Origin of the sequence: Rhizobium sp. BR 250 (genome assembly GCF_047445855.1) — a bacterium.
GTDB lineage: Bacteria > Pseudomonadota > Alphaproteobacteria > Rhizobiales > Rhizobiaceae > Agrobacterium > Agrobacterium tumefaciens_I.
The window spans coordinates 295,061-319,841 of sequence record NZ_JARWKW010000007.1 but is presented as its reverse complement, the minus strand read 5'-3'; the positions used below and the strand labels follow the sequence as shown (position 1 = coordinate 319,841).

Here is a 24,781-nt window from a genome sequence, read left to right as displayed (position 1 = left end):
GTGCACGGCGTTTCCATATCGAACCGAACCGCGGCTTAGCCGCGGCACGGTTTTCTTCAACCCTGTGTCAGCCGACCTGCGCGTTGTCGTCGCGCTTGATGGCGATGACGGTCGAGCGCGGCAGCTTGCCTTCGCCATCCGGGAAGGGGGCATCGGGGTGCTGGATGCCGACGAAGTGGGTGCGCTTGTCGCCCGACCAGGTCTGGCCGGTGACTTCGGAACCCTTCGGCGCGGTCAGGAAGCGCTCGATGCGCCCGGTGGCCGGGTCGCCCGCCAGCATCTGGTTGTTGCCCTGGCCGGCGAAATTGCCTTCGTTGCTGTCTTCGCCATCGGTCTGAATCCAGAGCAGGCCGGTCGAGTCAAACATCATGCCGTCAGGCGAGTTGAACATGTTGCCTTCGTTGATGTTTGCGGAGCCGGCATAGGTGTCCTTGTGAACGGCGGGGTTGCCGGCCATGCAGAACAGGTCCCACTTGAACTTTGCGTCGGCATGGTCGTCATTTTCCGGATACCAGCGAACGATCTGGCCATATTCGTTCTTCTCGCGCGGGTTGGCGGCATTGATCGCCATGGCGTCGCCGCCGGCATTGGCGCGCAGCTTGCCATCTTTCATTTCGCCGCGGCGGCTGTTGTTGGTCAGCGCGCAATAGGCCTCGATGGCGACCGGGTTGATGGCAACCCATTCCGGGCGGTCCATCGTCGTTGCACCGACCTTGGAAGCGGCCTGTCGGGTGAAGACGCAGATTTCATCGATCTTCATGCCGGTGGTTGCGGGCGTGAGCGCCACCCATTCGCCGGCGCCGTCATCCGAAAATTTCGCGACGTGGAGCGTGCCTTCGTCCAACAGCTTCGAGGTGTCGCCGCCCGGCACATAGATGCCGTTGGAGACGAATTTATAGAGGAATTCGCCACGCTCGTCGTCACCCATGTAAACCACCACGCGGCCGTCGCGGGCAATCACCACGGCGGCGTTTTCGTGCTTGATGCGGCCGAGCGCGGTGCGCTTGACGGGGGTGGAGGAGGCGTCCGAAGGATCGATCTCGACCACGTAACCGGCACGGCGCGGCTCGTTGGGGTTCCTGGCAACGTCGAAACGTTCGTCGAACTTTTCATAGGCGTAACGTGTCTCGGCAACGATGCCATAACGCTTGTAGTCGTCAGGCAGCTTGAAGGCGGCGTCTGCGGTGCCGAAATAGCCGTTGAAGTTTTCCTCGCAGGTGAGGTAGGTGCCCCAGGGCGTGCGGCCGGCGCCGCAATTGTTGAAGGTCCCGAGACAGTCGACACCTTTCGGATCGGCAGCGGTCTTGACGAGATCGGAGCCGGCGGCGGGGCCGGAAAGCTTTATCGGCGTGTTGTGGTGGATACGGCGGTTGAACGGGCTGTCGAGAACGATTTCCCAGCCGTCGTTGCCTTCGGCGACTTCCATGACGGTGACGCCCTGCATGTTCTGCAGGATCTTCACGTCGTCGGCCGTCTTCGGGTTGCCCTTTTCAGTGTGCGGCAGGTTGGTTTCCGGGTTCACATATTCGTGGTTGACGGCGATGAGCTGGTGGCTGCCGACCATGAAGAGTTCCATGCCGTCGGTGTTTTCGCCGAAGACCTTATCGGAGTTTTCAACGCTGACGCCCTTGGCGGGGTCGAGATCGGGAACGTTGGAGAAAAGCGGCTGGCCCCACTTGGCAAGCGGCTTCCAGTTGTAACCTTCCGGCACATGGATGGTGTGGTCGGTGGCGGCCGCCACCGGCTTGAAGGGGAAGCGGCCGGCAGCGGCTTCCTGCGCTTCGGCCGAGGTGCTGGTCATCAGGTTGCCGAGCGTGCCCATGGCAGCTGCCGCCGAGCCGAAGGCGAGCACGCCGCCGAGAAAACCGCGGCGGGAGATCGCGCTTTCGACCACGCGGTCGAAATCGGTTTCGGCCGGCGGCGGGTTTTGCAATTCGTCCCACTCGTCCCAGGACAGCTTGCTCGTATCGATGTCGGTCATGTCGTGTCTCCACCGTTCAATGTTTGGAATCATTCCAACAGGCTGCGTACCGGCTGAGTGTTTCACTCGGATGACGGGAAGACATGCTTTAAATATGACTGTCATAGGGAAGAATTCGCCATTTTTCCCTCAATACGCGAGAAGGATGCGGATGAGCAGCATGCCTTCAAAGCGGCGGAAGCGGAAGGGACCTCCGCTGTGCGGCGCTCTTTTTTGCTGAGGCTCGGCCGTCAGGCGCGGCGATGTGGAGCCGTTTACTCGATGATCCACCGCTTTTGGTCAGTGGCACGCCAAGGGGCAGGCTGCCGGGCGAGATAATCATCGAGATGCCGCCCGGCAAGTTGCGAAAGCGGCGGGATCAGGCGCATGAGGGCGAGCGAATGAAGCCTGCCGCCCTCTCGTCGTCCGGAGCCTTGGTAAAAAGTGCCCCAAGCTCCGTCATCACCTTTGCGTGTCCGGTATGGTTTGCGCCGGGATTGCCGGCTCAATCATCGAAATGATCGTGAACACCGCTGGCGCCGCGCCGCCAGTAACCGGAAGCGCGGGTCCATTTGGGGTTTGCGCCGCATTCCCCGACGAGGATGGCGCGAACCTCCTTTGCGGTCTGCGATTCACATGCGACCCAGCTGAAGAAATCGCCTTTCGGCAGCTCGAACTGGCGCAGCGCCGCCTTCAAGGCGCCATGGTCCGTGCCGCTTGCGGATTGCTGCGTGACCCACACGATCGAAGCGTCTGCCCTGGTCGTAAGTTCCAGCCGGTCGGCGTCCGTCTCGACCTCGATCAGCGCCACGACACGGGTGCCCGCGGGCATTTCCTCCAGCCGCCGTGCAAGGGCGGGAAGGCCGGTGTCGTCGGCGATCAGCAGATGCCAGTCATAGGTGAAGGGAACGATGAAGGAGCCACGCGGCCCGGCGATCCACGCCCGGTCACCCGCTTTGGCGGATTTTGCCCAATTGCTGGCGGGGCCGTCATGATGGGTGGCGAAATCGATGGCGAGTTCACCCTTTTCGGCGTCGAAGCTACGCGGGGTATAATCACGCACCAGCGGGCGCGGTGCGCCTTCCGGAAATTCCATGCCATTCGGGCCGATCACCGGCAGGCTTGGTTCGGTTTCACCGGGCGCGGGGAAGAACATCTTGACGTGATCGTCAAAACCGAGGCTGGCAAAGCCCTCCAGTTCCGGCCCGGTAAGGACGATGCGCACCATGGAGCGGCTGAGTTTTTCAACGCGTGCGACATCAAGCGTACGCAGGCGGATTGGGTGGCGGTGACGTGTGGGGGTGCGGTCCGGAATGGCGGACGCTAGGGTGTCTGGCATGCTCATGCTCTTGTCTTTCCTGGGATATTGCCGATGGGATCGGCGGTCTCGCTGTCCCGGATCGGTGGGCCGGATAATCGCGCGTCGGAATTTTCCGGCGGGCGATCCGGCGTCGTTGCGTCAAGATGCGCGAACCATAACAGGCGATTTTGGCTGCTGCAATATAACTTTCTTCTAAAACTCAAGTTTATGGTCGCCGCGGTTTTGAATAAGGGAAAATCGCGGCATTGAGGTCAGCACGGGCGAACCGCGCCTGTTCGGCAGCGGCGTGCGCGGCACGTTCTAAGGTGCTGTCCTGAGCAGAGCAAAAAGGCCTCCGAAAGATTTCCGGAGGCCTCAAACTGCTGGCAATCGTGTCTGACCCTCGCGGTCATCCCCAAGCTTATCCCGAGGCTTCAATCACGGAGCATAAAATCAAATGGTTGCAGATGCTCGGGACAGGCCCGGGCATGGCGAAGGAGGGGTTCTGGCCTCTGTCAATCCAGCTGCTTCTCGATGCGGAGAAAGCCTCAGAAAAATGCCTGAATACCCGTCTGTGCCCGGCCAAGGATCAGCGCGTGAACGTCATGCGTACCCTCATAGGTGTTGACCGTTTCAAGATTCTGCGCGTGGCGCATGACGTGATATTCGATCTGGATGCCGTTGCCGCCATGCATGTCGCGGGCCTGCCGGGCGATATCCAGCGCCTTGCCGCAATTGTTGCGCTTGACGATGGAGATCATTTCCGGCGCCATCTTATGTTCGTCCATCAGCCGGCCGACGCGCAACGATGCCTGAAGGCCGAGTGCGATTTCGGTCTGCATGTCGGCGAGCTTCTTCTGGTAAAGCTGCGTGCCGGCGAGCGGCTTGCCGAACTGCTTGCGGTCGAGGCCATATTGCCGGGTACGGAACCAGCAATCCTCAGCGGCACCCATCACGCCCCAGGAAATGCCGTAGCGGGCGCGGTTCAGGCAGCCGAACGGGCCCTTCAGGCCGGAAACATTCGGTAGCAATGCGTCTTCGCCGACTTCCACGCCATCCATGACGATTTCGCCGGTGATGGAGGCGCGCAGTGAGAGCTTGCCGCCGATCTTCGGGGCGGAGAGGCCCTTCATGCCCTTTTCCAGCAGGAAACCGCGGATCTCGTTGCCATGGGCTTCCGATTTCGCCCAGACGACGAAAACATCGGCGATCGGTGCGTTGGAAATCCACATTTTCGAACCGCGCAGGCGATAGCCGCCTTCGATCTTTTCGGCGCGGGTTTTCATGCCGCCCGGATCGGAGCCGGCATCCGGCTCGGTGAGGCCGAAACAGCCGATCAGTTCGCCGGAAACGAGGCCCGGCAGGTATTTCTTCTTCTGCTCGTCCGAGCCGTAAGCGAAGATCGGGTGAATGACGAGGGAGGACTGCACGCTCATCATCGAGCGGTAACCACTGTCGATCCGCTCCACCTCGCGGGCGACGAGGCCATAGGCCACGTAGCTCGCATTGGCCGCGCCATATTCCTCCGGCAGGGTCACGCCGAGCAGGCCGGTGCGGCCCATCAGGCGGAAGAGTTCCGGTTCGGTGGTTTCGGAAAGATAGGCTTCCTGAATGCGCGGCAAAAGTTCGGATTTGCCGAAGGCTTCGGCACTGTCGCGGATCATCCGCTCGTCATCGGTCAGTTGGTCTTCCAGCAGAAAAGGGTCCTGCCAATTAAATGCTGCGCGTTCGCTCACTTTATGCCTCCGGATTTGCTGGCCGGATTATTGGTATTCAAGCCTGATGGCACAAGCCATGTTTACTCATTTTTGCATTACATATAGTAATGGCTCATGTCGTCTCTCAGCCGCAAACTCCTGCCGTCCACCAGCGCGCTCGCCGCTTTCGATTCCGTTGCCCGGCTCGGCAGTTTTTCCGCCGCCGCCGATGAGCTGGCGCTGACGCAAGGGGCAATCAGCCGGCAGGTTATGTCACTGGAAGAACAGCTTGGCGTGCGCCTGTTCGAGCGCGGCGCGCGGGGCGTGGCGCTGACGACCGAGGGGCGCGCTTATGCGAAATCCATCGCCTCCGCCCTTGGCGAGATACGCTCCGCCTCCCTGCAGATCATGACCAAAACGCATGGCAATACGCTGAACCTCGCCATGTTGCCCACCTTCGGCACCCGCTGGCTTTTGCCGCGCATCCCGGATTTTGTGGCAAACCACCCGGAAATCACTATCAATTTCGCCACCCGCATCGGCCAGTTCGATTTTGAGCGGGAGCAGTTGGATATGGCGATCCATATCGGCCAGGCCGACTGGCCGGGCGCGGAAAGCACCTTTCTTATGCATGAAATGGTCGCGCCGGTTTGCAGCCCGCAATTCCTCAGCGCCCATCCGGTGGAAAAGGGCGAGGATATCGCCGCCCTGCCGCTCCTGCATATGGCCTCGCGGCCGGGAGCATGGGGCCACTGGTTCGAAAGTCTCGGCCTGTCGCTCGCCTTGCCGCAGGGCATGCGCTTCGAGCAGTTTTCCAGCGTGGCGCAGGCCTGCATCGCCGGGCTTGGCGTGGCGCTGATGCCGCTGTTCCTGATCGATAATGAGCTGAAATCGAAGCAACTGGTGAAAGCCTTCGATCATCAGGCGAGAAGCCCCAGTTCCTATTATGCGGTGGCGCCGCTTTCGCGTGCCAATCACGTCCCTGTCGTGCTGTTTCGTGACTGGCTGGTGCGGCAGGTCGAGGCTTATCGCGCAGCCAGCACCCAGACCTCGTAAAAATAATCGCTCTTTTTTCGGGCATTTAACCTTTGTGCCCAGCTTTTCGCCGTATTTCGCCGGCGCAGGACTCGACAGCGGTCCACACCTCGCTTATCCTGATTAAACGTTTAATCAGCCTTCCCGGACCATCAATGGCGTCGTCACGGCCTGCCACCAATCTGAGCGCGATAGCAGCGGCACTCGGCGTGTCGGTTGCAACCGTGTCCAATGCGCTCTCCGGCAAGGGCCGCGTTTCGCCCGATCTGGTGGAGCGCATTCGCAAGACGGCAAGCGAACTGGGTTATGTGCCGAGTTCGGCGGGCAGGGCGCTGCGCACCGGCAGATCAGGCGTTTTGGGGCTGGTTCTGCCCGATATCGCCAACCCTCTTTTCCCGCAGATCGCGCAGGCCATCGAAAAGGCGGCCGTCACCGCCGGTTATGGCGTGCTGATTGCCGACGCCCGCGGTGAGATCGCCATGCAGACGGACGCCATCAACCGGCTGATCGAGCGCGGGGTGGATGGCATGGTGATCGTTCCCCGCCGCGGCACGCGTATCTCCAATGTTGATTGCCCGGTTGCCGTCATCGACAGCCCTTCCACGCCGGGAAACACCGTCGCCGCTGACCATTGGGATGGCGGCCGGCAGGTGGGCGACTATCTGGCAAGCCTTGGCCACCGCAAGGTGGTGCTGGTGGGCAAGAACCGCGATTCCAACGTGCAGAACGACCGTCTCGGCGGCATTCGCGATGGTCTCGGCAAGACGTGTGTGACCCGGACGCTCTGGATCGACAGCATCGAACAGGTGGGTGGCGCAGGCTGCCGGCTGGGGCTTGCCGATCTGGTGGCGGATGGTTTTACCGCCTTTGCCGCCATTTCCGACCTGCATGCGTTACGCGCGCTCACCGAGTTGCAGCGCGAGGGTATCGAGGTGCCGGAAAAGGCGAGCGTCACCGGTTTCGACGATCTCATTTTTTCCGCCGTGGTCACCCCGCCGCTCACGACCATGCGCATGGATATGGGCCGCATAGCCGATCTCGCGGTCGGGGCGCTGCTGCGCGCCATCGATGGCGCCGGTGAGAACGGTGTCGCCATCGATGTGACGGCGGATATTTCGAAAGTACCGATGGCGCTGATCATGCGCGGCTCCACCGGCAAGGCAAAGCATGATGCGATTGAAGCCAAAAACACGACAGCAGGAGAACTCACACCATGAAAAAGATCATTTTCGCGTCGGGCACCGCCCTGATGCTGACGATGGGAGCGGCGCAGGCCCAGGACAAGACGCTGACGATTTCCGTCTACGCCTTTGCGCAGGATGAATTCAAGGAACTGGTCTATACGCCCTTCGAGCAGAAATGCGGCTGCAAGCTCGTCGTCGAGACCGGCAACAGCGTCGAGCGTCTGGCCAAGATGGAAGCCAACAAGGCCAATCCGGTGGTTGATCTCGCCATTGTTTCCATGGCCGATGCGCTCTCCGCCACCCGCAAGGACCTGATCCAGAAGATCGACGCCTCCAAGGTGCCGAATATCGAAAACCTCTATGACATCGCCAAGGACCCGAATGGCGACGGCATGAGCGTCGGCGTCAATTTCTACGCCACATCGATCGTCTACCGCACCGACAAGATGAAGATCGACAGCTGGGCCGATCTTCTGAAGGACGGCATTGTCGACCACGTCGCCTTCCCGAATGTCACCACCAATCAGGGCCCGCCGGCGCTTTATATGCTGGGCAAGGCCATCGGCAAGGATACGCCTGATCTTTCCGGCGCCATCGAGGCCGTGGGTGAGAAGAAGGACGATATCGTCACCTTCTACGTCAAGTCCTCGCAGCTGGTCCAGCTGATGCAGCAGGAAGAAATCTGGGCAGCCCCCATCGGCCGTTTCTCCTGGGCGCCTTTCACCAAGCTTGATCTGCCGCTTGCCTGGGCAACCCCCAAGGAAGGCCAGACCGGCGGCATGAATGTGCTCGTCGTGCCGAAGGGCGGAAAGAACGAGGATCTTGCGCTGCAATTCATGGATTTCTGGCTGTCGACCGACGTTCAGAAGGCGCTGGCTGAAAAGCTGGTGGACAGCCCGACCAACAAGCAGGTCAAGGTGTCTGACGAGGTGGCGAACAACATCACCTATGGTGACGAAACCGCCCGCAGCCTGCAGCTCATTCCGTCCGACGTGACGCTTGATAACCGCGACAAGTGGTTGTCGGAGTGGAACGCCAAGGTCGGCCAGTAACTCCTTTCACCGTTTGGAACGGGGCATCGAAACGTCCGCGAGGACGGCTCCATTCCGGGAAAAGCGGTTCGGTCGTCCCCTGACCGCTTTTCCACCTTCCATTTTGCAGGTCGGTTCGTCCGGCTGTCGTAACAACCGGCCTTGAGGCCGTTCAGGGAATAAACCCATGTTTCAGAACCGGGCCGAAGCGCTGGCGCTTGCCTTGCCCGCCGCGATTTTCGCGGCGGCGGTCTTTCTTGTGCCGGTCTTCATGCTTCTGTCGGAGGGTTTTCGCACCACTGACGGCTGGACATTGTCGGCCTATGCCACATTCTTTTCCGATCCGCTGAACCAGACGGTTTTCCTGCGTACGCTCAAACTCGGCGCGCTCGTCACCGTCGTTTCGGCGGTGGTGGGGTATGCTGCGGCTTTCGCCATCGTCAACCTGTCGCCGGGCAAGAAGGGCCATGTGGTCAATCTCGTCGTGCTGCCGTTGATGATCTCGCCGGTCGCCCGCACCTATGCATGGATCGTCATTCTCGGCAGAACCGGCATCGTCAATCAGGCGCTGCAGGCGGTGGGCCTGAGCGACGCGCCGATCCGCATCCTGTTTTCCGAAACGGCTGTCTTCATCGGCCTTCTGCAACTGTTCCTGCCGCTGATGATCATCTCGCTCATCAGCGCGCTCGAAAACATGCCGAAGGATACGATTGCCGCTGCCCGCGTGCTCGGCGCCAACTGGTTTCAGGTGTTCTGGAAGGTCATCCTGCCGCTCACCAGGGAGGGGCTGGTGGTCGGCGGTACGCTGGTCTTCACCGGTTCGCTGACGGCCTATATCACGCCCGCCATTCTCGGCGGCTCGAAGGTGCTGATGCTGGAAACCCTGCTTTACCAGCAGGTCACGGTCTCCAATAATTTCGTTGCCGCCAGCGTCATCGCCTTCATCCTGATCGTCATGAGCTTTGCCGCCAATATCCTGCTGAAGCGCATCGCCACCGCAAGGAACAAGAAATGACCCGGCAGCTCTTCATTCCGCTCACGCTCCTTCTTGTCGTCGGTTTCCTCATCGGGCCGTTCCTCATCATCGTTGCGGCCTCGTTTTCGGCCGGTGATACGCTCGCCTTTCCGCCGCAGGGCTTTTCGCTGAAATGGATCGCCAAGGTCTTCACGGTCGAAAGTTTTCGAGAGAGCTTTGCCATGTCGATGTTCCTTGCCATTGGCGGCACGTTCACGGCACTCATCCTCGGCATTCCCGCTTCCTACGCCATGTCGCGCTACAAGCTGCCCTTTAGCGAAACCGTGCGTACCATCGTTTCCGCGCCGATCATCGTGCCCGGCATCATCGTTGGTCTCGCGCTGCTGCGTTATTTCGTTGTGCCCTTCGGTATCGGCATCACACTCGCGCTGTTTCTCGCCCACACCGCGCTCATCCTGCCCTATGCGGTGCGGGTGGTATCGGCCAGCCTCAACAATCTGCGCTCGGATATCGAAGAGGCGGCGGTGCTGCTCGGCTCGTCCCGCGTCGGCGCGTTTTTCCGGGTGGTGTTGCCCAATATTCGTGGCGGCATTCTCTCAGCCTTCATTCTCGGTTTCGTGACGAGTTTCAACCAGGTGCCGGTGTCGCTGTTCCTGTCCGGTCCCGGCGTGCGCACGCTGCCCATCGACATGCTGGGTTACATGGAAATCGTCTTTGATCCTTCCGTTGCAGCCCTTTCTTCGCTGCTCGCCTTCCTTTCCATCGGCATCGTCTTCATGGCCGAACGTTTCCTGGGGTTCTCCCGTTATGTCTGACGCAAATTACCTTTCGCTCAAAAAAGTCTCGCTCGCTTATGGCGGCAATGTCGCCGTCAAGGATCTCGATCTCGATATCCGCAAGGGCGAGCTGCTCGCCCTTCTCGGGCCCTCCGGCTGTGGCAAGACCACGACGATGCGCGCCATTGCCGGGCTGATGCCGGTGGCAAGCGGGCGTATCGATCTCGATGGCGCCGATATTACCCGCGTCGCGGCCAACAAGCGCGCCGTCGGTCTGGTGTTCCAGTCGTATGCGCTCTTCCCGCATCTTACAGTTTATGAAAACGTCGCCTTTGGCCTGAAACTCAAGGGCATGAGCGGCAAGGCGCTGGAGGACAAGGTTGCCTCCGGCCTCAAATCGGTGGGCTTGTCCAACTTCGCCTCGCGCAAACCGGCGGAACTATCAGGCGGCCAGCAGCAGCGCGTGGCTTTGGCACGCTCCATGGTCATGGAGCCTAAGGTGCTCTTGCTCGATGAGCCGCTCTCCAATCTCGATGCGCGTCTGCGCCTTGAAATGCGCACCGAACTGCAGCGTGTGCAGAAGGAAACCGGCGTGACGATGATCTTCGTCACCCATGACCAGATCGAGGCTTTGGCGCTCGCCGACCGCATTGTCGTCATGAAGGGCGGTAAGATTGAGCAGATTGGCACGCCCGAAGAGATTTATAACGCGCCGGTTTCGTCCTTCGTGGCGGATTTCGTCGGCTTTGAAAACATCTTCGCGCTGGAAGGCGGCGCGTTGAAAACCGCAAACGGTACAACACCGCTTCCCGGGCCAGTCCTTTCAGCATCCGGACTGGCCTGGCGGCCGCGCATGGTCACCCTTGGTTCAGGTCCTTTCCAGGGAACCGTGCGCGGCACATCCTTCGCCGGCAACAGCCGCGAATATCTGCTCGACACGCCGCTTGGCCCCATCAAGGCGGAAACAGACGCCGCACTTGCCGCGCACGCCATCGGTGATACGCTCGCCTTCGACCTGCCGGTCGAAAAAGCGGCAAGCCTGAAGGTGTTCAACTGACCATGGGCGTATGGATCGATACCGATATGGGCTTTGACGATATCGCCGCCATCCTGGTGGTGCAATCGGCAGGCCTTGCCATCGACGGCATCTCTTTGGTCTTCGGCAATGCCACGCTGGATGCGGTCTTCGGCAATGCCGCAGGCGCTGTTGCAAGCTTCGGCTGGTCGATGCCGATCCATCAGGGCCGCGCCATGCCGGTGCTCGGCGCGCTCGAAACCGCGCAGTCGATCCTCGGCGATAGCGGCATTCCAACCGCCGGCCAAAGCCTGCCGGATGCGCCGGCTCTGCCGAAAAGCGATGCCTTTGCAGCGCTCTGCAACTGGCTGGAAGGGGCGGGGGAGAAGCGCATTCTTGCGCTCGGCCCGCTCACCAATATCGCCGCCCTGTGTCTTGCGCGACCCTATCTTGCCGCCAGAATTTCCGACCTGACCTGGATGGGTGGCGGGCTAACCAGCGGCAACCACACGGCATCTGCCGAATTTAACGCCTTCGCCGATCCCGAGGCGCTGGCCATCGTGCTTTCCCACGGCCTGCCGCTGCGCATGGTTGATCTCGATGCCTGCCGCAAGGTCACGGCCTCGCCCGCCGATGTGCTGCCGATCCGCGCTGCCGGCGGCAGGAATGCGGGCCTGATTGCCGATCTGCTCGAAGGTTTCATCGGCATTGCCACGAGCCGCGGCAGAGATGCCATGGCGCTTTATGATCCCGTTGCCGCAGTCGGTTTCATTTCCGATCATCTTGGCTGGCAGCAGGCGCGCATCGATGTCGAACTTCATGCCTCGCTGACGCGGGGAAGAACCGTGGTCGAGACACGGGCGGAGAAGGTGGCAGAGTTTAACGCCCAATTTGCCGCGAGTGTTGATGCCGAAGCCGCGAAGGCGGCCATTCTGGAGGCATTGCGCCGGGAGGCTGCCCGATGAGCGCGCAAATCCGCCTGGCGGAACCTGCCGATCTTAACGACGACACCCTGCGCGCCCGTGCGGTTGCTGCCGCGCGTGGCGATCAGCCTTTTGACGTCCTCATCACCGGCGGAACGCTGGTGGATGTGGTGACCGGGGAACTGCGTGCCGCCGATATCGGCATTGTCGGCCCACTTATCGCCAGCGTTCACGAAGCGGCAAGCCGCAGCGATGCAGCGCAGGTGATCGACGCGGGCGGGGCCTATGTCTCGCCGGGGCTGATCGACACGCATATGCACATCGAAAGCTCGATGGTGACACCGGCCGCCTATGCGACATCGGTGGTTGCCCGCGGCGTTACCACCATCGTCTGGGACCCGCATGAATTCGGCAATGTGCATGGTGTCGATGGCGTGCGCTGGGCGGCGAAGGCCATCGAAAATCTGCCCTTGCGCGCCATTCTGCTTGCCCCGTCATGCGTGCCCTCCGCACCGGGACTGGAGCGCGGCGGTGCGGATTTCGATGCCGCCATTCTGGCCGATCTCCTCTCCTGGCCGGAAATCGGCGGCATTGCGGAAATCATGAACATGCGCGGCGTCATCGAACGCGATCCGCGCATGAGCGGCATCGTGCAGGCCGGGCTCGCCGCGCAAAAACTGGCCTGCGGCCATGCACGCGGTCTTGGTGGCGCCGATCTCAACGCCTTCATGGCGGCGGGCGTCTCTTCCGATCACGAGCTTGTCTCGGGTGAAGACCTGATGGCAAAGCTCAGGGCAGGGTTGACGATCGAGCTGCGCGGCTCGCACGATCACCTGCTGCCGGAATTTGTGGAGGCACTGAATAAGCTCGGCCACCTGCCGCAGACGGTGACGCTCTGCACCGACGATGTTTTCCCTGACGACCTGTTGCAGGGCGGTGGGCTGGATGATGTGGTGCGCCGTCTTGTGCGTTATGGACTGAAGCCCGAATGGGCGCTGCGCGCCGCCACGCTCAATGCCGCTCAAAGGCTCGGCCGCGCCGATCTCGGGCTCATCGCCGCCGGTCGCCGCGCTGATATCGCCATCTTCGAGGACCTGAGCGGCTTTGCGGCCCGTCATGTGCTCGCAAGCGGCCGGGTGGTTGCGGAAGACGGTCGCATGCTGGTCGACATCCCCGCCTGTGATGCAGCGGCACTCGGAGGCTCGATGAAGCTTCCGCCACGTATGGCCGATGATTTCCGGGTAAAATCCAACGGCGAGAAGGTCCGCCTCGCCACCATCGACCGCCCGCGTTTCACGCAATGGGGTGAGGCGGAGGCGGACGTGAAGGACGGTTTTGTCATTCCGCCCCAGGGTGCAACGATGATCTCCGTCACCCACCGCCACGGCATGGCCGAGCCCGTCACGAAAACCGGCTTCCTCACCGGCTGGGGACGCTGGAACGGCGCCTTCGCCACCACCGTCTCGCATGATAGCCACAACCTCACCGTCTTCGGCGGGAATGCAGAAGATATGGCGCTGGCCGCCAATGCGGTGATCGAGACCGGTGGCGGCATGGCCGTTGCCTCTGAGGGCAAGGTTACTGCACTTCTGCCGCTGCCGCTCTCCGGCCTCGTATCCGATGCGCCGCTCGAAGAGGTGGCGCGGGCTTTCGAGGACCTGCGCGAAGCCGTGGGCAAGGTGGTGGAATGGCAGCCGCCCTATCTCGTCTTCAAGGCCTGCTTCGGTGCCACGCTCGCCTGCAACATCGGCCCACACCAGACGGATATGGGCATTGCCGATGTGTTGACGGGCAAGGTGATGGAAAGCCCGGTCATCGAGGTTTTGGGATAATAACGTCAGGACCGGCTGCCGCGATGTCGCCGTCGCGGCAGCCGGTGCCTGTCAGTTCACATTGTGAAGCTGCGCCTCGCCATTATGCAGAAAGCAGGCTTTGGTGAAGAGGCCCAAATCCAGCAGGTTGGGCAGGCGGATATCGCTCATATCGGGAAGCCGCTTATTGTCCGGATCAAACGAGCGGTCGACCTGCGAGATGAATGCGAAAATGACGCCGGTCTTTAGTGCGAATTCCCCAAGGGCGGTCACCTGTTGCGACAGGTCGGGCTTGTGCCGCTGCTGGTCGAGTATCTGCATATAATCGATCACGGCGAAGGTGCCGGGTTTGGCCGGTGACAAATGGCGGATGATGTAGTCCGCACATATCTCATCCGATGTCACGATCTCGGTTTCTTTCTGCCCGGCCGAGTGTTTTTCGATACGCTTGCGCGCCTGTTGCTCCGTCATTTCGAGCGTGAACAAGACGGACTGCCGTCCATCCTCGGCTGCCGCGCGCAAAAGTTCAAAACCAAGCGCTGTCTTGCCCTGACCTGGGCGACCGGCAAGCAACAGCATGTCGCCATTCACGATGCGTAAGAACAGGTTTTCGGATAAGGAACCCGCCGCAACGTGAGCGGAAAGCAGGCTCCACCTTGCAAATCCTTCCTCGCGCGCGATCTGGTCCAGCGCTTCGTGCAGGGGAATGGCATTGTTTCGGACCATGAGTTTGGCCCGCCGCTTCAACTGAAAAATCGGAGTGGAAAGTTTCATCAAAAGACCTCTATTGCGGGTCTGAAACGCAATCCCTCCTTATGCGAAAGCCCGAACAGACGGTTCGATGATGATATTACCCCGCATGTCGGATGCTTCCCCGAAAGGAGGGGGGAGGCGTGGGTCGAGCCTGTGCGCAGAAATTACCGCGCCCGATGATTCGCCACAAGCGTCGGAGCTGCTGCCGGTCGAAAAACGGCAGGCAGCGAGATGGGTCTCACTCCGCCGCCAGTTCCTGCTCCACCAATGTCGCCCAGAACGCGACGCCTGGCACGATGGCCGCATCGTTGAAGTCATAGGAGGTGTTGTGGTGCAGCGCGCCATCCACCGCCGGGCCGTTGCCGAGCCAGACATAGCAGCCGGGAGCTTCGCCGGCGAAGAAGGCGAAGTCGTMGCCGGCGGTCGAAGGCGGGAAGGCGGTACGGGCCTTGGTGCCGAAGACGGTCTTGGCGGCGCGCAGCGCCCGTTTCGTCGCATCCGCTTCGTTGATGACGGGGGGAATGCGGCGGATGAATTCGTAATGCGCCTCGATGCCGAACATCGCCGCCGTGCCCTTTGCCAGCCGACCGATTTCCGTCTCCAGCTGGTCGCGCACATCTGCCGCATAGGCGCGCGCCGTGCCGCCGATTTCGACGAGATCGGGAATGACGTTGAGCGCCTTCGGGTCGCCCGCCTGCACCGAACAGGCGCTGACGACGGCGGGCTGCAACGGGTCGATGACGCGACCGACGATGTTTTGCAGCGAGGCGAGGAAGGTGCCCGCCGCCGTTATGGGGTCACGGCCGAGATGCGGCTTGGCGCCATGGGTGCCGATGCCCTTAAAGGTGACGCGCCAGCTGTCGGAAGAGGCAAGCTGCGGGCCTTCCACCACCGCCATTTCGTCAAGCCTAAGCCCCGGCATATTGTGCAGGCCATAGACCGCATCGCAGGGAAACAGATCGAAAAGCCCGTCTTCCACCATTTTTTTGGCGCCGCCACGACCTTCTTCGGCCGGCTGGAAGATGAAATGCACGGTGCCGGAAAAATCGCGGGTCTTGGCGAGATAACGCGCGGCACCCAGCAGCATGGCGGTGTGGCCGTCATGGCCGCAGGCGTGCATCTTGCCGGGAAATTTCGATTTATAGGGCCGGTCGGGCACCTCAGGCATGGCCAGCGCATCCATATCGGCGCGCAGGCCGATGCTGCGGGTGCCGTTACCCACCTGCAACGTGCCGACCACACCGGTGCCGCCGAGGCCGCGATGCACCTTCAGCCCGGCGCGCTCGAGGAGATCGGCAACGATGGCGCTGGTTCTCTCCTCTTCGAAACCCAGTTCGGGATGCGCGTGCAGATCGTGGCGAAGCTCCGTCAGAAATGGCAGGTCCTCGCCGATCCGGTCCAGCAGTCTCATGGGAAGCTTGTCCTTGAATATGGGGAAAACCCGCGTCATAGGTGGGTTTGTCCGAATGCCTGTTGCTTTGTTTCCGTTCTAGAGCATTTCCAGCAAAACTGTGTAGCGGTTTTGCGTTCGGAAATGCGGAAAACAAAGAGCTGGAGTATTTTCGTGTTTCGTAGAAAACAAAAATACCCTAGCGGAAAAAGCCAATGAAATGAACCCGCCGCGTGTTTGCGGTTGCTGAAATGCCTGATGTATTGAACCCTGTTGGCGTGGCTCGCAAACCGTATCTGTTTGGCGCCACCCTGGTTCTGAAAGGAAAAAACGATGCCGTCATCCGCATCGCCTGCTGCCCAGTCTCCCGCCGCGCCGCACGAGTTCTGGCAGGATATCCTTCCACCCGCCAGCTTCGATGCCACAGGTCCACATTCCACCTTCTTTCCGGCACAGCTGGATGATGGCCGGCAGATCTGCCTGCCGATAAGGCCGCTTGCGGATGGTGAGCATGCATTGGCTTCGCTCATCGTCAATCAGGCCTCTTTCGAGGTGCTGGAAGCGCTGGCGGCTGATCTCGCCGCCAGGCTCGCGCCCTTCAGCCCGGATGTCGTGATCGGCCTGCCGACGCTCGGCCTCACCCTCGCCGCCGCCGTTGCCCGCCGTCTCGGCCATTCCCGTTACGTGCCGCTCGGCACCTCACGCAAATTCTGGTATCTGGATGAGCTATCGGTGCCCATGTCCTCCATCACAACCCGGCAGGAAAAACGGCTTTATATCGACCCGCGCATGTTGCCGCTCATCGAGAACCGGCGGGTGGCGTTGGTGGATGATGTGATTTCCAGCGGCAGCTCCATCATTTCCGGTCTTTCGCTTCTTGCTGCCTCCGGCATCCGCCCCGCCGTCATCGGCGCGGCCATGCTGCAATCGGATCGCTGGCGGGAAAAAATCGCTGCTTTCGGGCCGGAATGGCCGGAACGGGTGAGGGGCGTTTTTGCCACGCCGCTGCTGACAAAAACGGAAGGCGGCTGGCGCGCTTGACGTTGCGCAAGTTCCGGCAAAAGGCAAGAGGTGATAATTTTACCGGTGCCTAATTTCTACCTTGCGAAGCCGGAAGAGATCGTCCTAAGATCGCCGCCGACAGACAATAGCGGTCGGCGAATACAAGCCGGTTTGCTTTCGCGCGGTGTCATCCCGGCGTCTGCCCGCTCCCCGTTTTGTTCTTTCGATGACTGGAATTTCTTCCCATGCATGCAGTGTTTGACGGTCATAATGATGTGCTGCTTCGTTTGTGGCGCAACAGCAAGGCCGGTGCCGATCCCGTGGCCGAATTCAAGAACGGCACGCGCGAAGGCCATATCGATGGTCCCCGTGCAAGGGTAGGTGGTCTCGGTGGCGGCATCTGCGCCATCTATATCCCCTCCGGCGATCTGATCCTGCAGGAACCGGATGAACAGGGTCATTACGACACGCCGCTCGCCTCTCCGCTGGAGCGCCTGCCTTCCCTCGATATCGCCATGGAGAAAGCGGCAATTGCGCTGCGGCTCGATCGCGCGGGCGCATGGCGGCTCTGCCGTTCCACGGCCGATATCCGCAAGGCCTTTGCCGAGGATATTTTCGCCGCCGTGCTGCACATGGAAGGCTGCGAGGCGATTGGCGCCGATCTCGATGCGCTGGAGGTGTTTTACGCCGCCGGCCTGCGCTCGCTCGGCCCGGTCTGGAGCCGGCACAATATTTTCGGCCATGGCGTTCCCTTCTCTTATCCCATGTCGCCCGATACGGCGCCCGGCCTCACCGATGCCGGATTTCGGCTGGTGAAAGAATGCAACCGGCTCGGCATTCTCATCGATCTCGCCCATATCACCGAAAAGGGTTTCTGGGATGTGGCCAAGACCACCAACCAGCCGCTGATCGCCAGCCATTCCAACGCGCATGCGCTCACCCCCGTCGCCCGCAATCTCACCGACCGGCAGATGGATGCCATCCGGGAGAGTGGCGGGCTGGTGGGCCTCAACTACGCCGTGACCATGTTGCGGGCGGATGCGCGTGACATTGCCGATACGCCGCTGTCCGACATGGTACGCCATATCGACTACATGGTGGAGCGCATGGGCATCGACTGCGTGGCGCTCGGATCGGATTTCGACGGTGCAACCGTACCCGTTGGAGTGGCCGATGCCAGCGGCAATCACAATCTGGTTGCGGCGCTGAAATCGGCAGGCTACGGTGATGGAGAGCTTGCTAAAATATGCCGGGAAAACTGGCTGCGTGTTTTGTCTCAGGCCTGGCACGAGGCGGCCTGAGACCAGTTTTAAGCGAACCAAATCAATCTCATAACAAAAGGGGAGATCCTATGATCAAATCGCTCAACAAATCCATGCGTATTCTCAGCACCAGCGCCGCTCTGTCGCTGATGATGCTGTCTGCGCCGCACGCTTTTGCGGCCACGCCGGCCGATACGCTGGTCGAAGGTTTCGCCATCGACGACATCATCACGCTCGATCCGGGTGAGGCATTCGAACTGTCTGCCGCCGAAGTTACCGGCAACACCTACAGCAAGCTCGTTTCCATCGATTTGAACGACACATCCAAGGTGATCGGCGATCTGGCCGAGAGCTGGACGACCTCTGATGATGGTCTCACCTATACGTTCAAGCTGAAATCCGGCCTGAAATTCGCTTCCGGCAATCCGGTCACCGCTGATGATGTGGCCTTCTCCTTCGAGCGCGCCGTCAAGCTCGACAAGTCGCCGGCATTCCTTTTGACGCAGTTCGGCCTCAAGGGCGACAACGTCACTGAAAAAGCCAAAGCGACCGATGCAAACACCTTCGTCCTGACGGTCGACAAGCCATACGCGCCGAGCTTCGTGCTGAACGTGCTGACCGCGACCGTCGCTTCGGTGGTCGACAAGAAGTTCATCACCGAAAAGGCGAAGTCGGTTACGCCAAGCGCCGATTACAAATACGACACGGATTTCGGCAATGAATTCCTGAAGACGGGTTATGCCGGTTCCGGCCCTTACAAGATCCTCGGCTGGAAGGCCAACGAGGCGGTGATCCTCGAAGCCAACCCGAATTATTATGGCGAAAAGCCGAAACTGAAGCGCGTCGTCTATCGCCACATGAAGGAAAGCTCGGGCCAGCGCCTGGCGCTTGAGAACGGCGATATCGACGTTGCCCGTAACCTCGAGCCGGGCGACATGGAAGCGGTGTCCAAGAAGGAAGGCCTTGCCGTCACATCTGCGCCCAAGGGCACCGTTTATTATTTCAGCCTCAACCAGAAAAACGAGAACCTGAAGAAGCCGGAAGTCGTTGAAGCCCTGAAATATCTGGTCGACTACGACGCGATCGGCGCGACGATCATCAAGGGCATCGGCGAAATCCACCAGACCTTCCTGCCGAAGGGCCAGCTTGGCGCGCTTGATGAGAACCCCTACAAGCTCGACGTCGCCAAGGCGAAGGAACTTCTCGCCAAGGCCGGCCTGAAGGACGGCTTCACCGTGACCATGGATGTGCGCAATACGCAGCCGGTGACCGGTATTGCCGAAAGCGTGCAGCAGACGCTGGCGCAGGCCGGCATCAAGCTGGAAATCATTCCGGGTGACGGCAAGCAAACCCTGACCAAATATCGCGCCCGCACCCACGATATCTACATCGGTCAGTGGGGTTCGGACTATTTCGACCCGAACTCGAATGCGGAAACCTTCACCATCAACTACGACAATTCCGATGAGGGCAAGAACAAGACGCTCGCCTGGCGTAATGCCTGGGACGTTCCTGATCTGACCAAGGAAACCCAATCGGCTCTGCTGGAGAAGGACAGCGCCAAGCGCGCGGCGATCTATCAGAACCTGCAGAAGGAAGTTCTGGCGAAAGGTCCCTTCGTCATCATCTTCCAGCAGACAGAAGTTGCCGGTTATTCCGCCAAGCTCAAGGGCCTGAAGCTCGGCCCGAGCTTCGACACCAACTACGTTTACACCATCTCCAAGGAATGATCCGGAAGGATTGATCTCTTGAGCATGGTTGAAACCAATAGCAAGGCGAGGCACGGCAAACGCCGTGCCAATGCCCGCGTGAAAGCCGTTCTCGGCTTCGCCGTCACCGTCATCACCACCTTTCTGGGTCTGATGGCGGTCACATTTTTCATCGGCCGCGTCGTACCGATCGATCCCGCACTGGCGATCGTCGGCGACCGTGCGCCTGCACATGTGGTCGAGCGGGTGCGTGAGCAGCTCGGCCTCAACCTGCCGCTCTGGCAGCAGTTTTTCCTTTACCTGAAGCAGGCGCTTTCGGGTGATTTCGGCACCTCCGTCCTCACCACCAATCCGGTGATGGAGGATATCAAACGGGTGTTTCCGGCGACGATCGAGCTTGCCACGATCGGCACGATCATCGGCGCCGTCTTCGGCATTCCGCTCGGCGTTCTCGCTGCCGTGAAACGCGGCAGCTTTGCCGATCAGGTGGTGCGTGTCATCGGCCTCATCGGTTATTCCGTGCCGATCTTCTGGCTCGGCCTGCTCGCGCTGCTGGTGTTTTACGCCCGGCTGCAATGGGTGGCTTATCCCGGCCGCATGGATATCGTTTATGAATTCACCTTCACGCCGGTCACGGGCTTTTTCCTGATTGACGCGATCTGGCAGCGGCAATGGGACGTGTTGTGGGATCTCTTCCGCCACATCATCCTGCCGGCCTCTCTGCTCGGTTATTTCTCGCTGGCCTATATCAGCCGCATGACGCGTTCCTTCATGCTGAACGAGCTCGCCCAGGAATATATCGTCGCGGCCCGCGCCAAGGGGCTTTCGGAAACCCGCATCATCTGGTTCCACGCGTTGCGCAACGCCGCCGTGCCGCTGGTGACCGTGATTGCGCTGTCCTATGCCGGTCTGCTGGAAGGTTCGGTGTTGACCGAAACCATCTTCGCCTGGCCGGGGCTCGGCCTTTACATCACCAATTCCCTGCAGAATGCGGATATGAATGCCGTTCTCGGCGGCACGATCGTGATCGGCGCCATCTTCGTCGGCATCAATCTCTTCTCCGATCTGCTTTACCGGACGCTCGATCCAAGGACGCGCAGCCGATGACGATGTCGACAGATACGATCAAACCCTATAGCCGCGAATGGCTGCTTTCCGACCGGCCGGCCTCGCGCAAGCAGGCGCGCCTTGGCCGCGCCTATGTCATCTGGCGGCGGTTTTCAGAAAACCGGCTGGCGCTGCTTGGCCTTGGCATCATCATCGCGCTGCTGTTCGTTGCGCTGTTTGCCGATGTGCTGGCGCCGCATAATCCGGTGCAGGGTGACCTGCGCAATGCCCGGCTTTTGCCGCCCGGCACGGAAGGTTACCTGCTCGGCACCGACGATCAGGGGCGTGACATTCTCTCGCGCCTCATCCACGGCTCGCGGCTGACGCTGTTCGTCGTGCTCTTGGTCGCCATCATCGCGGCGCCCGTCGGCCTCATCGTCGGCACGGTTTCCGGTTATGCCGGCGGCTGGGTGGATGCGGTGTTGATGCGCATCACCGATATCTTCCTTGCCTTTCCGAAGCTCGTTCTGGCGCTGGCGCTCGTCGCCGCACTCGGGCCGGGCATCGAGAACGCGGTGCTCGCCATCGCGCTCACCTCATGGCCGCCCTATGCGCGCATCGCGCGTGCCGAAACCATGACCTTCCGCAATTCCGATTTCATCGCGGCGGTGAAGCTCATGGGGGCGTCGCCGTTCCGCATCGTCTTGAAACACGTCATGCCGCTCTGCCTGTCATCGCTCATAGTGCGTGTGACGCTGGATATGGCGGGCATCATCCTCACCGCTGCCGGCCTCGGCTTCCTCGGCCTCGGCGCACAGCCGCCGCTGCCGGAATGGGGAGCGATGATCGCTTCGGGCCGTCGTTTTATCCTTGACCAATGGTGGGTTGCAGCCATGCCGGGCGTAGCGATCCTCATCGTCAGCCTCGGTTTCAACCTGCTGGGTGACGGCCTGCGCGACGCGCTGGATCCCAAGGAGGCGGGCCAATGAGCGCGCCGCTTCTGACTGTCCAGAATCTCCGCGTGTCCTTCCCCACCCGTACCGGGCTGGTGGAGGCGGTACGCGGCGTGTCCTTCACGCTCGGCCGCGAGCGTCTCGGCATTGTCGGGGAATCCGGCTCCGGCAAGTCGCAGACCGGCCGTGCCATCATGGGGCTGACCCCGAAAAGCGCGCGCATTGAGGCCGGCGCCCTGCGCTTCGGTGATATCGATCTGCTCAAGGCTTCGGCAAAAGAGCGGCGGATCATGCGCGGCAAGCGCATGGCGATGATCCTGCAGGACCCGAAATATTCGCTGAACCCGGTGATGACCATCGGCCGCCAGATCATGGAAACCCTGCGGACCCATGAAAAGATCGGCTCAAGCGAGGCGCGCCAGCGCACGCTTGCGATGCTCGAAGCCGTGCAGATCCGTGATCCCGAGCGCGTCTTCGATCTTTATCCGCACGAGGTTTCCGGCGGCATGGGCCAGCGTGTCATGATCGCCATGATGCTGGTCTGCGGCCCGGAGCTGCTGATCGCCGACGAACCGACCTCGGCGCTCGATGTGACGGTCCAGCTGGAAGTGCTCGATATTCTCGACAAGCTGGTGCGCGACCGTGGCATGGGGCTGATCTTTGTCAGCCATGATCTCAGGCTCGTCTCCTCCTTCTGTGACCGTGTTCTCGTCATGTATGCCGGCAAGGTGGTGGAGGAGCTTGCTTCCGCCAATCTGAAGGAAGCGAAACACCCCTATACGCAAGGCCTGTTGAACTGCCTGCCGGAGATCGGCGGCCATCGCCATCCTTTGCCCGTTCTGGAACGCAAGCCGGAGTGGCGCGCATGAGCACAGTTCTTTCCGTCCGCGACATGGTGGTGGATTTCGACGGTTATATCGCGCTCGACAGCGTCAGCATCGATGTGGCCGAGGGCGAATCCTTCGGCATCGTCGGCGAATCCGGTTCCGGCAAATCGACCCTGCTGCGCGCCGTTGCCGGCCTCAACCATTTCGATGAAGGCTCATTGATGGTGGCCGGGCGCTCCTATTCCGGCAAGCGCCGGGACAAGAGCTTCTACAGCGATGTGCAGATGGTGTTTCAGGACCCCTATGGTTCGCTTCACCCGCGCCAGACGGTGGATGCGCTGCTGCTCGAGCCACTCGTCATCCACGGTCTCGACAATCGCGAGCAGCGCATTGCCCGCGCTCTGGACGAGGTGGGCCTCGGTTCCGGTTTCCGTTTCCGTTATTCGCACCAGCTTTCCGGCGGCCAGCGCCAGCGCATCGCCATTGCCCGCGCGTTGATCGTCGAGCCGAAAATCCTGCTGCTTGATGAGCCGACCTCGGCGCTCGATGCTTCCATCCAGGCGGAAATCCTCAACCTGCTGGAACAGGCCCGCAAGGACCGCAATCTCACCTTCGTCATGGTCAGCCACGATCTCGGCGTCATCAGCCACATGTGCGACCGCCTGGCAGTGATGAAAAGCGGCAAGGTGGTGGAAATGCTGGAGGCCGAGGCGCTGGAAAGCCGCGAGTTCAGCGCTGACTATACAAGGCAGCTGCTGGTGGCGAGCGAGGGTTTCAAGCGCGCTTGATTGGTAAGACGTTGCCTCCCTTTCTTCTCCCCGAGGGGGAGAAGATGCCACGAACGGGGTAGATGAGGGGGCCAGCTCTCCGAATATCTCTGGCGTCGCCCCCTCATCCCGCTACCGCGACCTTCTCCCCGGCGGGGAGAAGAAACAAGCCGCGAGCGCTCATTCCACATGCGATTGCAATGCTCTCGGCTGAGGTTCAAGACATTGAATGTCCGGTCTTTGCTCGTTAAGCGGTAGTGATATGCTGGCCCCCACACCGGCCCACCCGAACAAGGTTTCCACCCCATGCAATTGCGCGCCTTGATGTATTTCGACGAACTCGTCCGCACCAATTCCATGCGCGCCGCTGCGGAAAACCTGAATGTCGCGCCGACGGCGGTAAGCCGGCAGATCGAGAACCTCGAATATTATTTCGGCTCACCACTGGTGGAACGATCCAGCCGCGGCGTGAAGCTGACGGCGGCAGGCGAGTTGCTCGCCGCCCGCGCGGGCAAGACGCTACGCGAGCTCGATCATGTGCACCAGCTGATCGATGATCTGAAAGGCCTGCAACGCGGCCGGGTCACGGTCTATGCCAATGGCGCGACGGTCGCGAACCTTCTCGCGCCGGTGCTGGCGCAGTTCAGCCTGAAATACCCGAAGCTGCGTTTCGAGGTGCATATTACCAGCGCCCGGCAGGCGATGGAGGCGCTGGGCGCGGCGGAGGCCGATCTGGTCGTCAGCCTGTTTGCGCCGAAACTCTCGGGTGTGAAGGTGCGCTCGCGCACCCGTATCAGCTATGATGTCATCTTCCCCGCTGGCCACGCGCTTGCCGCCCAGCCGGAAGTCTCGCTGAAGGAACTGGCCGGCTTGCCGCTTGCCCTGCCGGACAAGAGTTTTGCCGCGCGTCAGGCCTTCGATGCGCTGTTTGCCGATGCCGGCATCGAGCTCGATCCCGTTTTCATCACCAGTTCGCTGGAAATGCTGAAGGAGCTGGTGCTCGGCCATGCTGCCGCCACGCTGCTGCCGGCGCTTTCGGTGGCGCGGGAAATCCGCAGCGGCCAGATGGTCGCCATTCCGCTTTCCGGCAAGAAGGGCATTCATACCCAGATCGATCTCTGCGTCGCGCCCGACCGGCAGCTTTCTTTCGCGGCGTCCAAGCTTGCCGATTTCATCGAGCGTTTCATGCGCGAGGCGACAGCGGGCTAGTTTCTTATGCCCGCCGTGGAGAGGAATAGGCCAGCCTGGAGAATTACCCACCAAGGTTGATTTCCACCCGCAATTCCGTGTAGCCATTTCAGCTACACGGAGCACACAAAAACGAAGATTGTGTGTGCGCCTGCAACATGACACTCTTTTTGCA

Annotated in this window: 21 protein-coding genes; 16 read left to right on the top strand and 5 right to left on the bottom strand. The window is 61.0% G+C overall.

From position 1 onward, the window contains the following. Positions 1-67: 67 nt before the first annotated feature. The 3 genes from QD336_RS14210 to QD336_RS14200 form a co-directional block, all read right to left on the bottom strand. The gene (locus QD336_RS14210; protein ID WP_269345275.1) at positions 68-1,981 is read right to left on the bottom strand and encodes a PhoX family protein; all 1,914 of its coding nucleotides are present in this window, start codon (positions 1,979-1,981) and stop codon (positions 68-70) included. A gap of 484 nt (positions 1,982-2,465) precedes the next feature. Then, a complete protein-coding gene (locus tag QD336_RS14205) occupies positions 2,466-3,305 on the bottom strand; it encodes a siderophore-interacting protein (RefSeq protein ID WP_269345277.1) in 840 nt (279 codons plus the stop codon). Positions 3,306-3,808: 503 nt separating this feature from the next. Then, on the bottom strand, positions 3,809-4,996 hold the full coding sequence (locus tag QD336_RS14200; RefSeq protein WP_269345279.1) for an acyl-CoA dehydrogenase: 1,188 nt from the start codon (positions 4,994-4,996) through the stop codon (positions 3,809-3,811). 96 nt (positions 4,997-5,092) lie between these two features. Here QD336_RS14200 and QD336_RS14195 point away from each other — a divergent pair, with 96 nt between their 5' ends. From QD336_RS14195 to QD336_RS14160, 8 genes are all read left to right on the top strand, one after another. Beyond that, entirely contained in the window at positions 5,093-6,013 is a 921-nt protein-coding gene (locus QD336_RS14195) for a LysR family transcriptional regulator (protein WP_269345281.1), read from the top strand. Between the two features lie 134 nt (positions 6,014-6,147). Beyond that, positions 6,148-7,209: a LacI family DNA-binding transcriptional regulator gene (locus QD336_RS14190; RefSeq protein ID WP_269345283.1), complete on the top strand. Its 1,062-nt coding sequence runs from the start codon at positions 6,148-6,150 to the stop codon at positions 7,207-7,209. After that, on the top strand, positions 7,206-8,228 hold the full coding sequence (locus QD336_RS14185; protein ID WP_269345285.1) for an ABC transporter substrate-binding protein: 1,023 nt from the start codon (positions 7,206-7,208) through the stop codon (positions 8,226-8,228). The genes QD336_RS14190 and QD336_RS14185 overlap by 4 nt, the downstream gene beginning before the upstream one ends. 166 nt (positions 8,229-8,394) lie before the next feature. Next, positions 8,395-9,222 carry an ABC transporter permease gene (locus tag QD336_RS14180; protein WP_269345287.1) on the top strand — a complete coding sequence of 276 codons (828 nt, stop codon included), beginning with the start codon at positions 8,395-8,397 and terminating at the stop codon, positions 9,220-9,222. Next, on the top strand, positions 9,219-9,998 hold the full coding sequence (locus tag QD336_RS14175) for an ABC transporter permease (RefSeq protein WP_269345288.1): 780 nt from the start codon (positions 9,219-9,221) through the stop codon (positions 9,996-9,998). Before QD336_RS14180 ends, QD336_RS14175 begins: the two co-directional genes overlap by 4 nt. Then, positions 9,991-11,016 carry an ABC transporter ATP-binding protein gene (locus tag QD336_RS14170; RefSeq protein WP_269345289.1) on the top strand — a complete coding sequence of 342 codons (1,026 nt, stop codon included), beginning with the start codon at positions 9,991-9,993 and terminating at the stop codon, positions 11,014-11,016. Before QD336_RS14175 ends, QD336_RS14170 begins: the two co-directional genes overlap by 8 nt. A 2-nt stretch (positions 11,017-11,018) precedes the next feature. Continuing rightward, a complete protein-coding gene (locus QD336_RS14165; RefSeq protein ID WP_269345290.1) occupies positions 11,019-11,939 on the top strand; it encodes a nucleoside hydrolase in 921 nt (306 codons plus the stop codon). Further along, positions 11,936-13,729 carry an adenine deaminase gene (locus QD336_RS14160; protein WP_269345291.1) on the top strand — a complete coding sequence of 598 codons (1,794 nt, stop codon included), beginning with the start codon at positions 11,936-11,938 and terminating at the stop codon, positions 13,727-13,729. The genes QD336_RS14165 and QD336_RS14160 overlap by 4 nt, the downstream gene beginning before the upstream one ends. A gap of 51 nt (positions 13,730-13,780) precedes the next feature. Here the strand turns inward: QD336_RS14160 and QD336_RS14155 are convergent, their stop codons facing one another. Next, the gene (locus QD336_RS14155; RefSeq protein WP_499171090.1) at positions 13,781-14,482 is read right to left on the bottom strand and encodes a DNA helicase; all 702 of its coding nucleotides are present in this window, start codon (positions 14,480-14,482) and stop codon (positions 13,781-13,783) included. Positions 14,483-14,699: 217 nt separating this feature from the next. Continuing rightward, positions 14,700-15,872 (bottom strand): M20 aminoacylase family protein, encoded by a 1,173-nt coding sequence (locus QD336_RS14150; RefSeq protein ID WP_499171089.1) that lies wholly within the window; start codon positions 15,870-15,872, stop codon positions 14,700-14,702. A 312-nt stretch (positions 15,873-16,184) separates the two neighbouring features. On the opposite strand from QD336_RS14150, the gene QD336_RS14145 reads away from it, so the two are divergent. The 8 genes from QD336_RS14145 to QD336_RS14110 all read left to right on the top strand — a co-directional run bounded on the left by QD336_RS14145 (position 16,185) and on the right by QD336_RS14110 (position 24,627). Next, a complete protein-coding gene (locus tag QD336_RS14145) occupies positions 16,185-16,892 on the top strand; it encodes a phosphoribosyltransferase (RefSeq protein WP_269345296.1) in 708 nt (235 codons plus the stop codon). 206 nt (positions 16,893-17,098) lie between these two features. Beyond that, a complete protein-coding gene (locus tag QD336_RS14140; RefSeq protein WP_269345298.1) occupies positions 17,099-18,154 on the top strand; it encodes a dipeptidase in 1,056 nt (351 codons plus the stop codon). A 50-nt stretch (positions 18,155-18,204) separates the two neighbouring features. Further along, positions 18,205-19,845, top strand: a complete 1,641-nt coding sequence (locus tag QD336_RS14135) for an ABC transporter substrate-binding protein (RefSeq protein WP_269345300.1) — start codon at positions 18,205-18,207, stop codon at positions 19,843-19,845. 18 nt (positions 19,846-19,863) lie between these two features. Further along, positions 19,864-20,931, top strand: a complete 1,068-nt coding sequence (locus QD336_RS14130; RefSeq protein WP_269345302.1) for an ABC transporter permease — start codon at positions 19,864-19,866, stop codon at positions 20,929-20,931. Further along, positions 20,928-21,860 (top strand): ABC transporter permease, encoded by a 933-nt coding sequence (locus tag QD336_RS14125; protein ID WP_269345304.1) that lies wholly within the window; start codon positions 20,928-20,930, stop codon positions 21,858-21,860. The genes QD336_RS14130 and QD336_RS14125 overlap by 4 nt, the downstream gene beginning before the upstream one ends. After that, entirely contained in the window at positions 21,857-22,693 is an 837-nt protein-coding gene (locus QD336_RS14120) for an ABC transporter ATP-binding protein (protein WP_269345306.1), read from the top strand. The genes QD336_RS14125 and QD336_RS14120 overlap by 4 nt, the downstream gene beginning before the upstream one ends. Continuing rightward, on the top strand, positions 22,690-23,439 hold the full coding sequence (locus QD336_RS14115; protein ID WP_269345308.1) for an ABC transporter ATP-binding protein: 750 nt from the start codon (positions 22,690-22,692) through the stop codon (positions 23,437-23,439). The genes QD336_RS14120 and QD336_RS14115 overlap by 4 nt, the downstream gene beginning before the upstream one ends. 285 nt (positions 23,440-23,724) lie before the next feature. After that, entirely contained in the window at positions 23,725-24,627 is a 903-nt protein-coding gene (locus QD336_RS14110; protein WP_269345310.1) for a LysR family transcriptional regulator, read from the top strand. Positions 24,628-24,781 lie beyond the last annotated feature (154 nt).

Bases quoted from the DNA above. Each gene is read 5' to 3' on its own strand.
- QD336_RS14195 (WP_269345281.1), top strand. From the start codon at position 5,093: ATGTCGTCTCTCAGCCGCAAACTCCTGCCGTCCACCAGCGCGCTCGCC.
- QD336_RS14140 (WP_269345298.1), top strand. From the start codon at position 17,099: ATGCATGCAGTGTTTGACGGTCATAATGATGTGCTGCTTCGTTTGTGG.
- QD336_RS14125 (WP_269345304.1), top strand. From the start codon at position 20,928: ATGACGATGTCGACAGATACGATCAAACCCTATAGCCGCGAATGGCTG.
- QD336_RS14165 (WP_269345290.1), top strand. From the start codon at position 11,019: ATGGGCGTATGGATCGATACCGATATGGGCTTTGACGATATCGCCGCC.
- QD336_RS14170 (WP_269345289.1), top strand. From the start codon at position 9,991: ATGTCTGACGCAAATTACCTTTCGCTCAAAAAAGTCTCGCTCGCTTAT.
- QD336_RS14135 (WP_269345300.1), top strand. From the start codon at position 18,205: ATGATCAAATCGCTCAACAAATCCATGCGTATTCTCAGCACCAGCGCC.
- QD336_RS14160 (WP_269345291.1), top strand. From the start codon at position 11,936: ATGAGCGCGCAAATCCGCCTGGCGGAACCTGCCGATCTTAACGACGAC.
- QD336_RS14145 (WP_269345296.1), top strand. From the start codon at position 16,185: ATGCCGTCATCCGCATCGCCTGCTGCCCAGTCTCCCGCCGCGCCGCAC.
- QD336_RS14210 (WP_269345275.1), bottom strand. From the start codon at position 1,981: ATGACCGACATCGATACGAGCAAGCTGTCCTGGGACGAGTGGGACGAA.
- QD336_RS14175 (WP_269345288.1), top strand. From the start codon at position 9,219: ATGACCCGGCAGCTCTTCATTCCGCTCACGCTCCTTCTTGTCGTCGGT.
- QD336_RS14120 (WP_269345306.1), top strand. From the start codon at position 21,857: ATGAGCGCGCCGCTTCTGACTGTCCAGAATCTCCGCGTGTCCTTCCCC.
- QD336_RS14180 (WP_269345287.1), top strand. From the start codon at position 8,395: ATGTTTCAGAACCGGGCCGAAGCGCTGGCGCTTGCCTTGCCCGCCGCG.
- QD336_RS14115 (WP_269345308.1), top strand. From the start codon at position 22,690: ATGAGCACAGTTCTTTCCGTCCGCGACATGGTGGTGGATTTCGACGGT.
- QD336_RS14155 (WP_499171090.1), bottom strand. From the start codon at position 14,482: ATGAAACTTTCCACTCCGATTTTTCAGTTGAAGCGGCGGGCCAAACTC.
- QD336_RS14190 (WP_269345283.1), top strand. From the start codon at position 6,148: ATGGCGTCGTCACGGCCTGCCACCAATCTGAGCGCGATAGCAGCGGCA.
- QD336_RS14110 (WP_269345310.1), top strand. From the start codon at position 23,725: ATGCAATTGCGCGCCTTGATGTATTTCGACGAACTCGTCCGCACCAAT.
- QD336_RS14205 (WP_269345277.1), bottom strand. From the start codon at position 3,305: ATGAGCATGCCAGACACCCTAGCGTCCGCCATTCCGGACCGCACCCCC.
- QD336_RS14185 (WP_269345285.1), top strand. From the start codon at position 7,206: ATGAAAAAGATCATTTTCGCGTCGGGCACCGCCCTGATGCTGACGATG.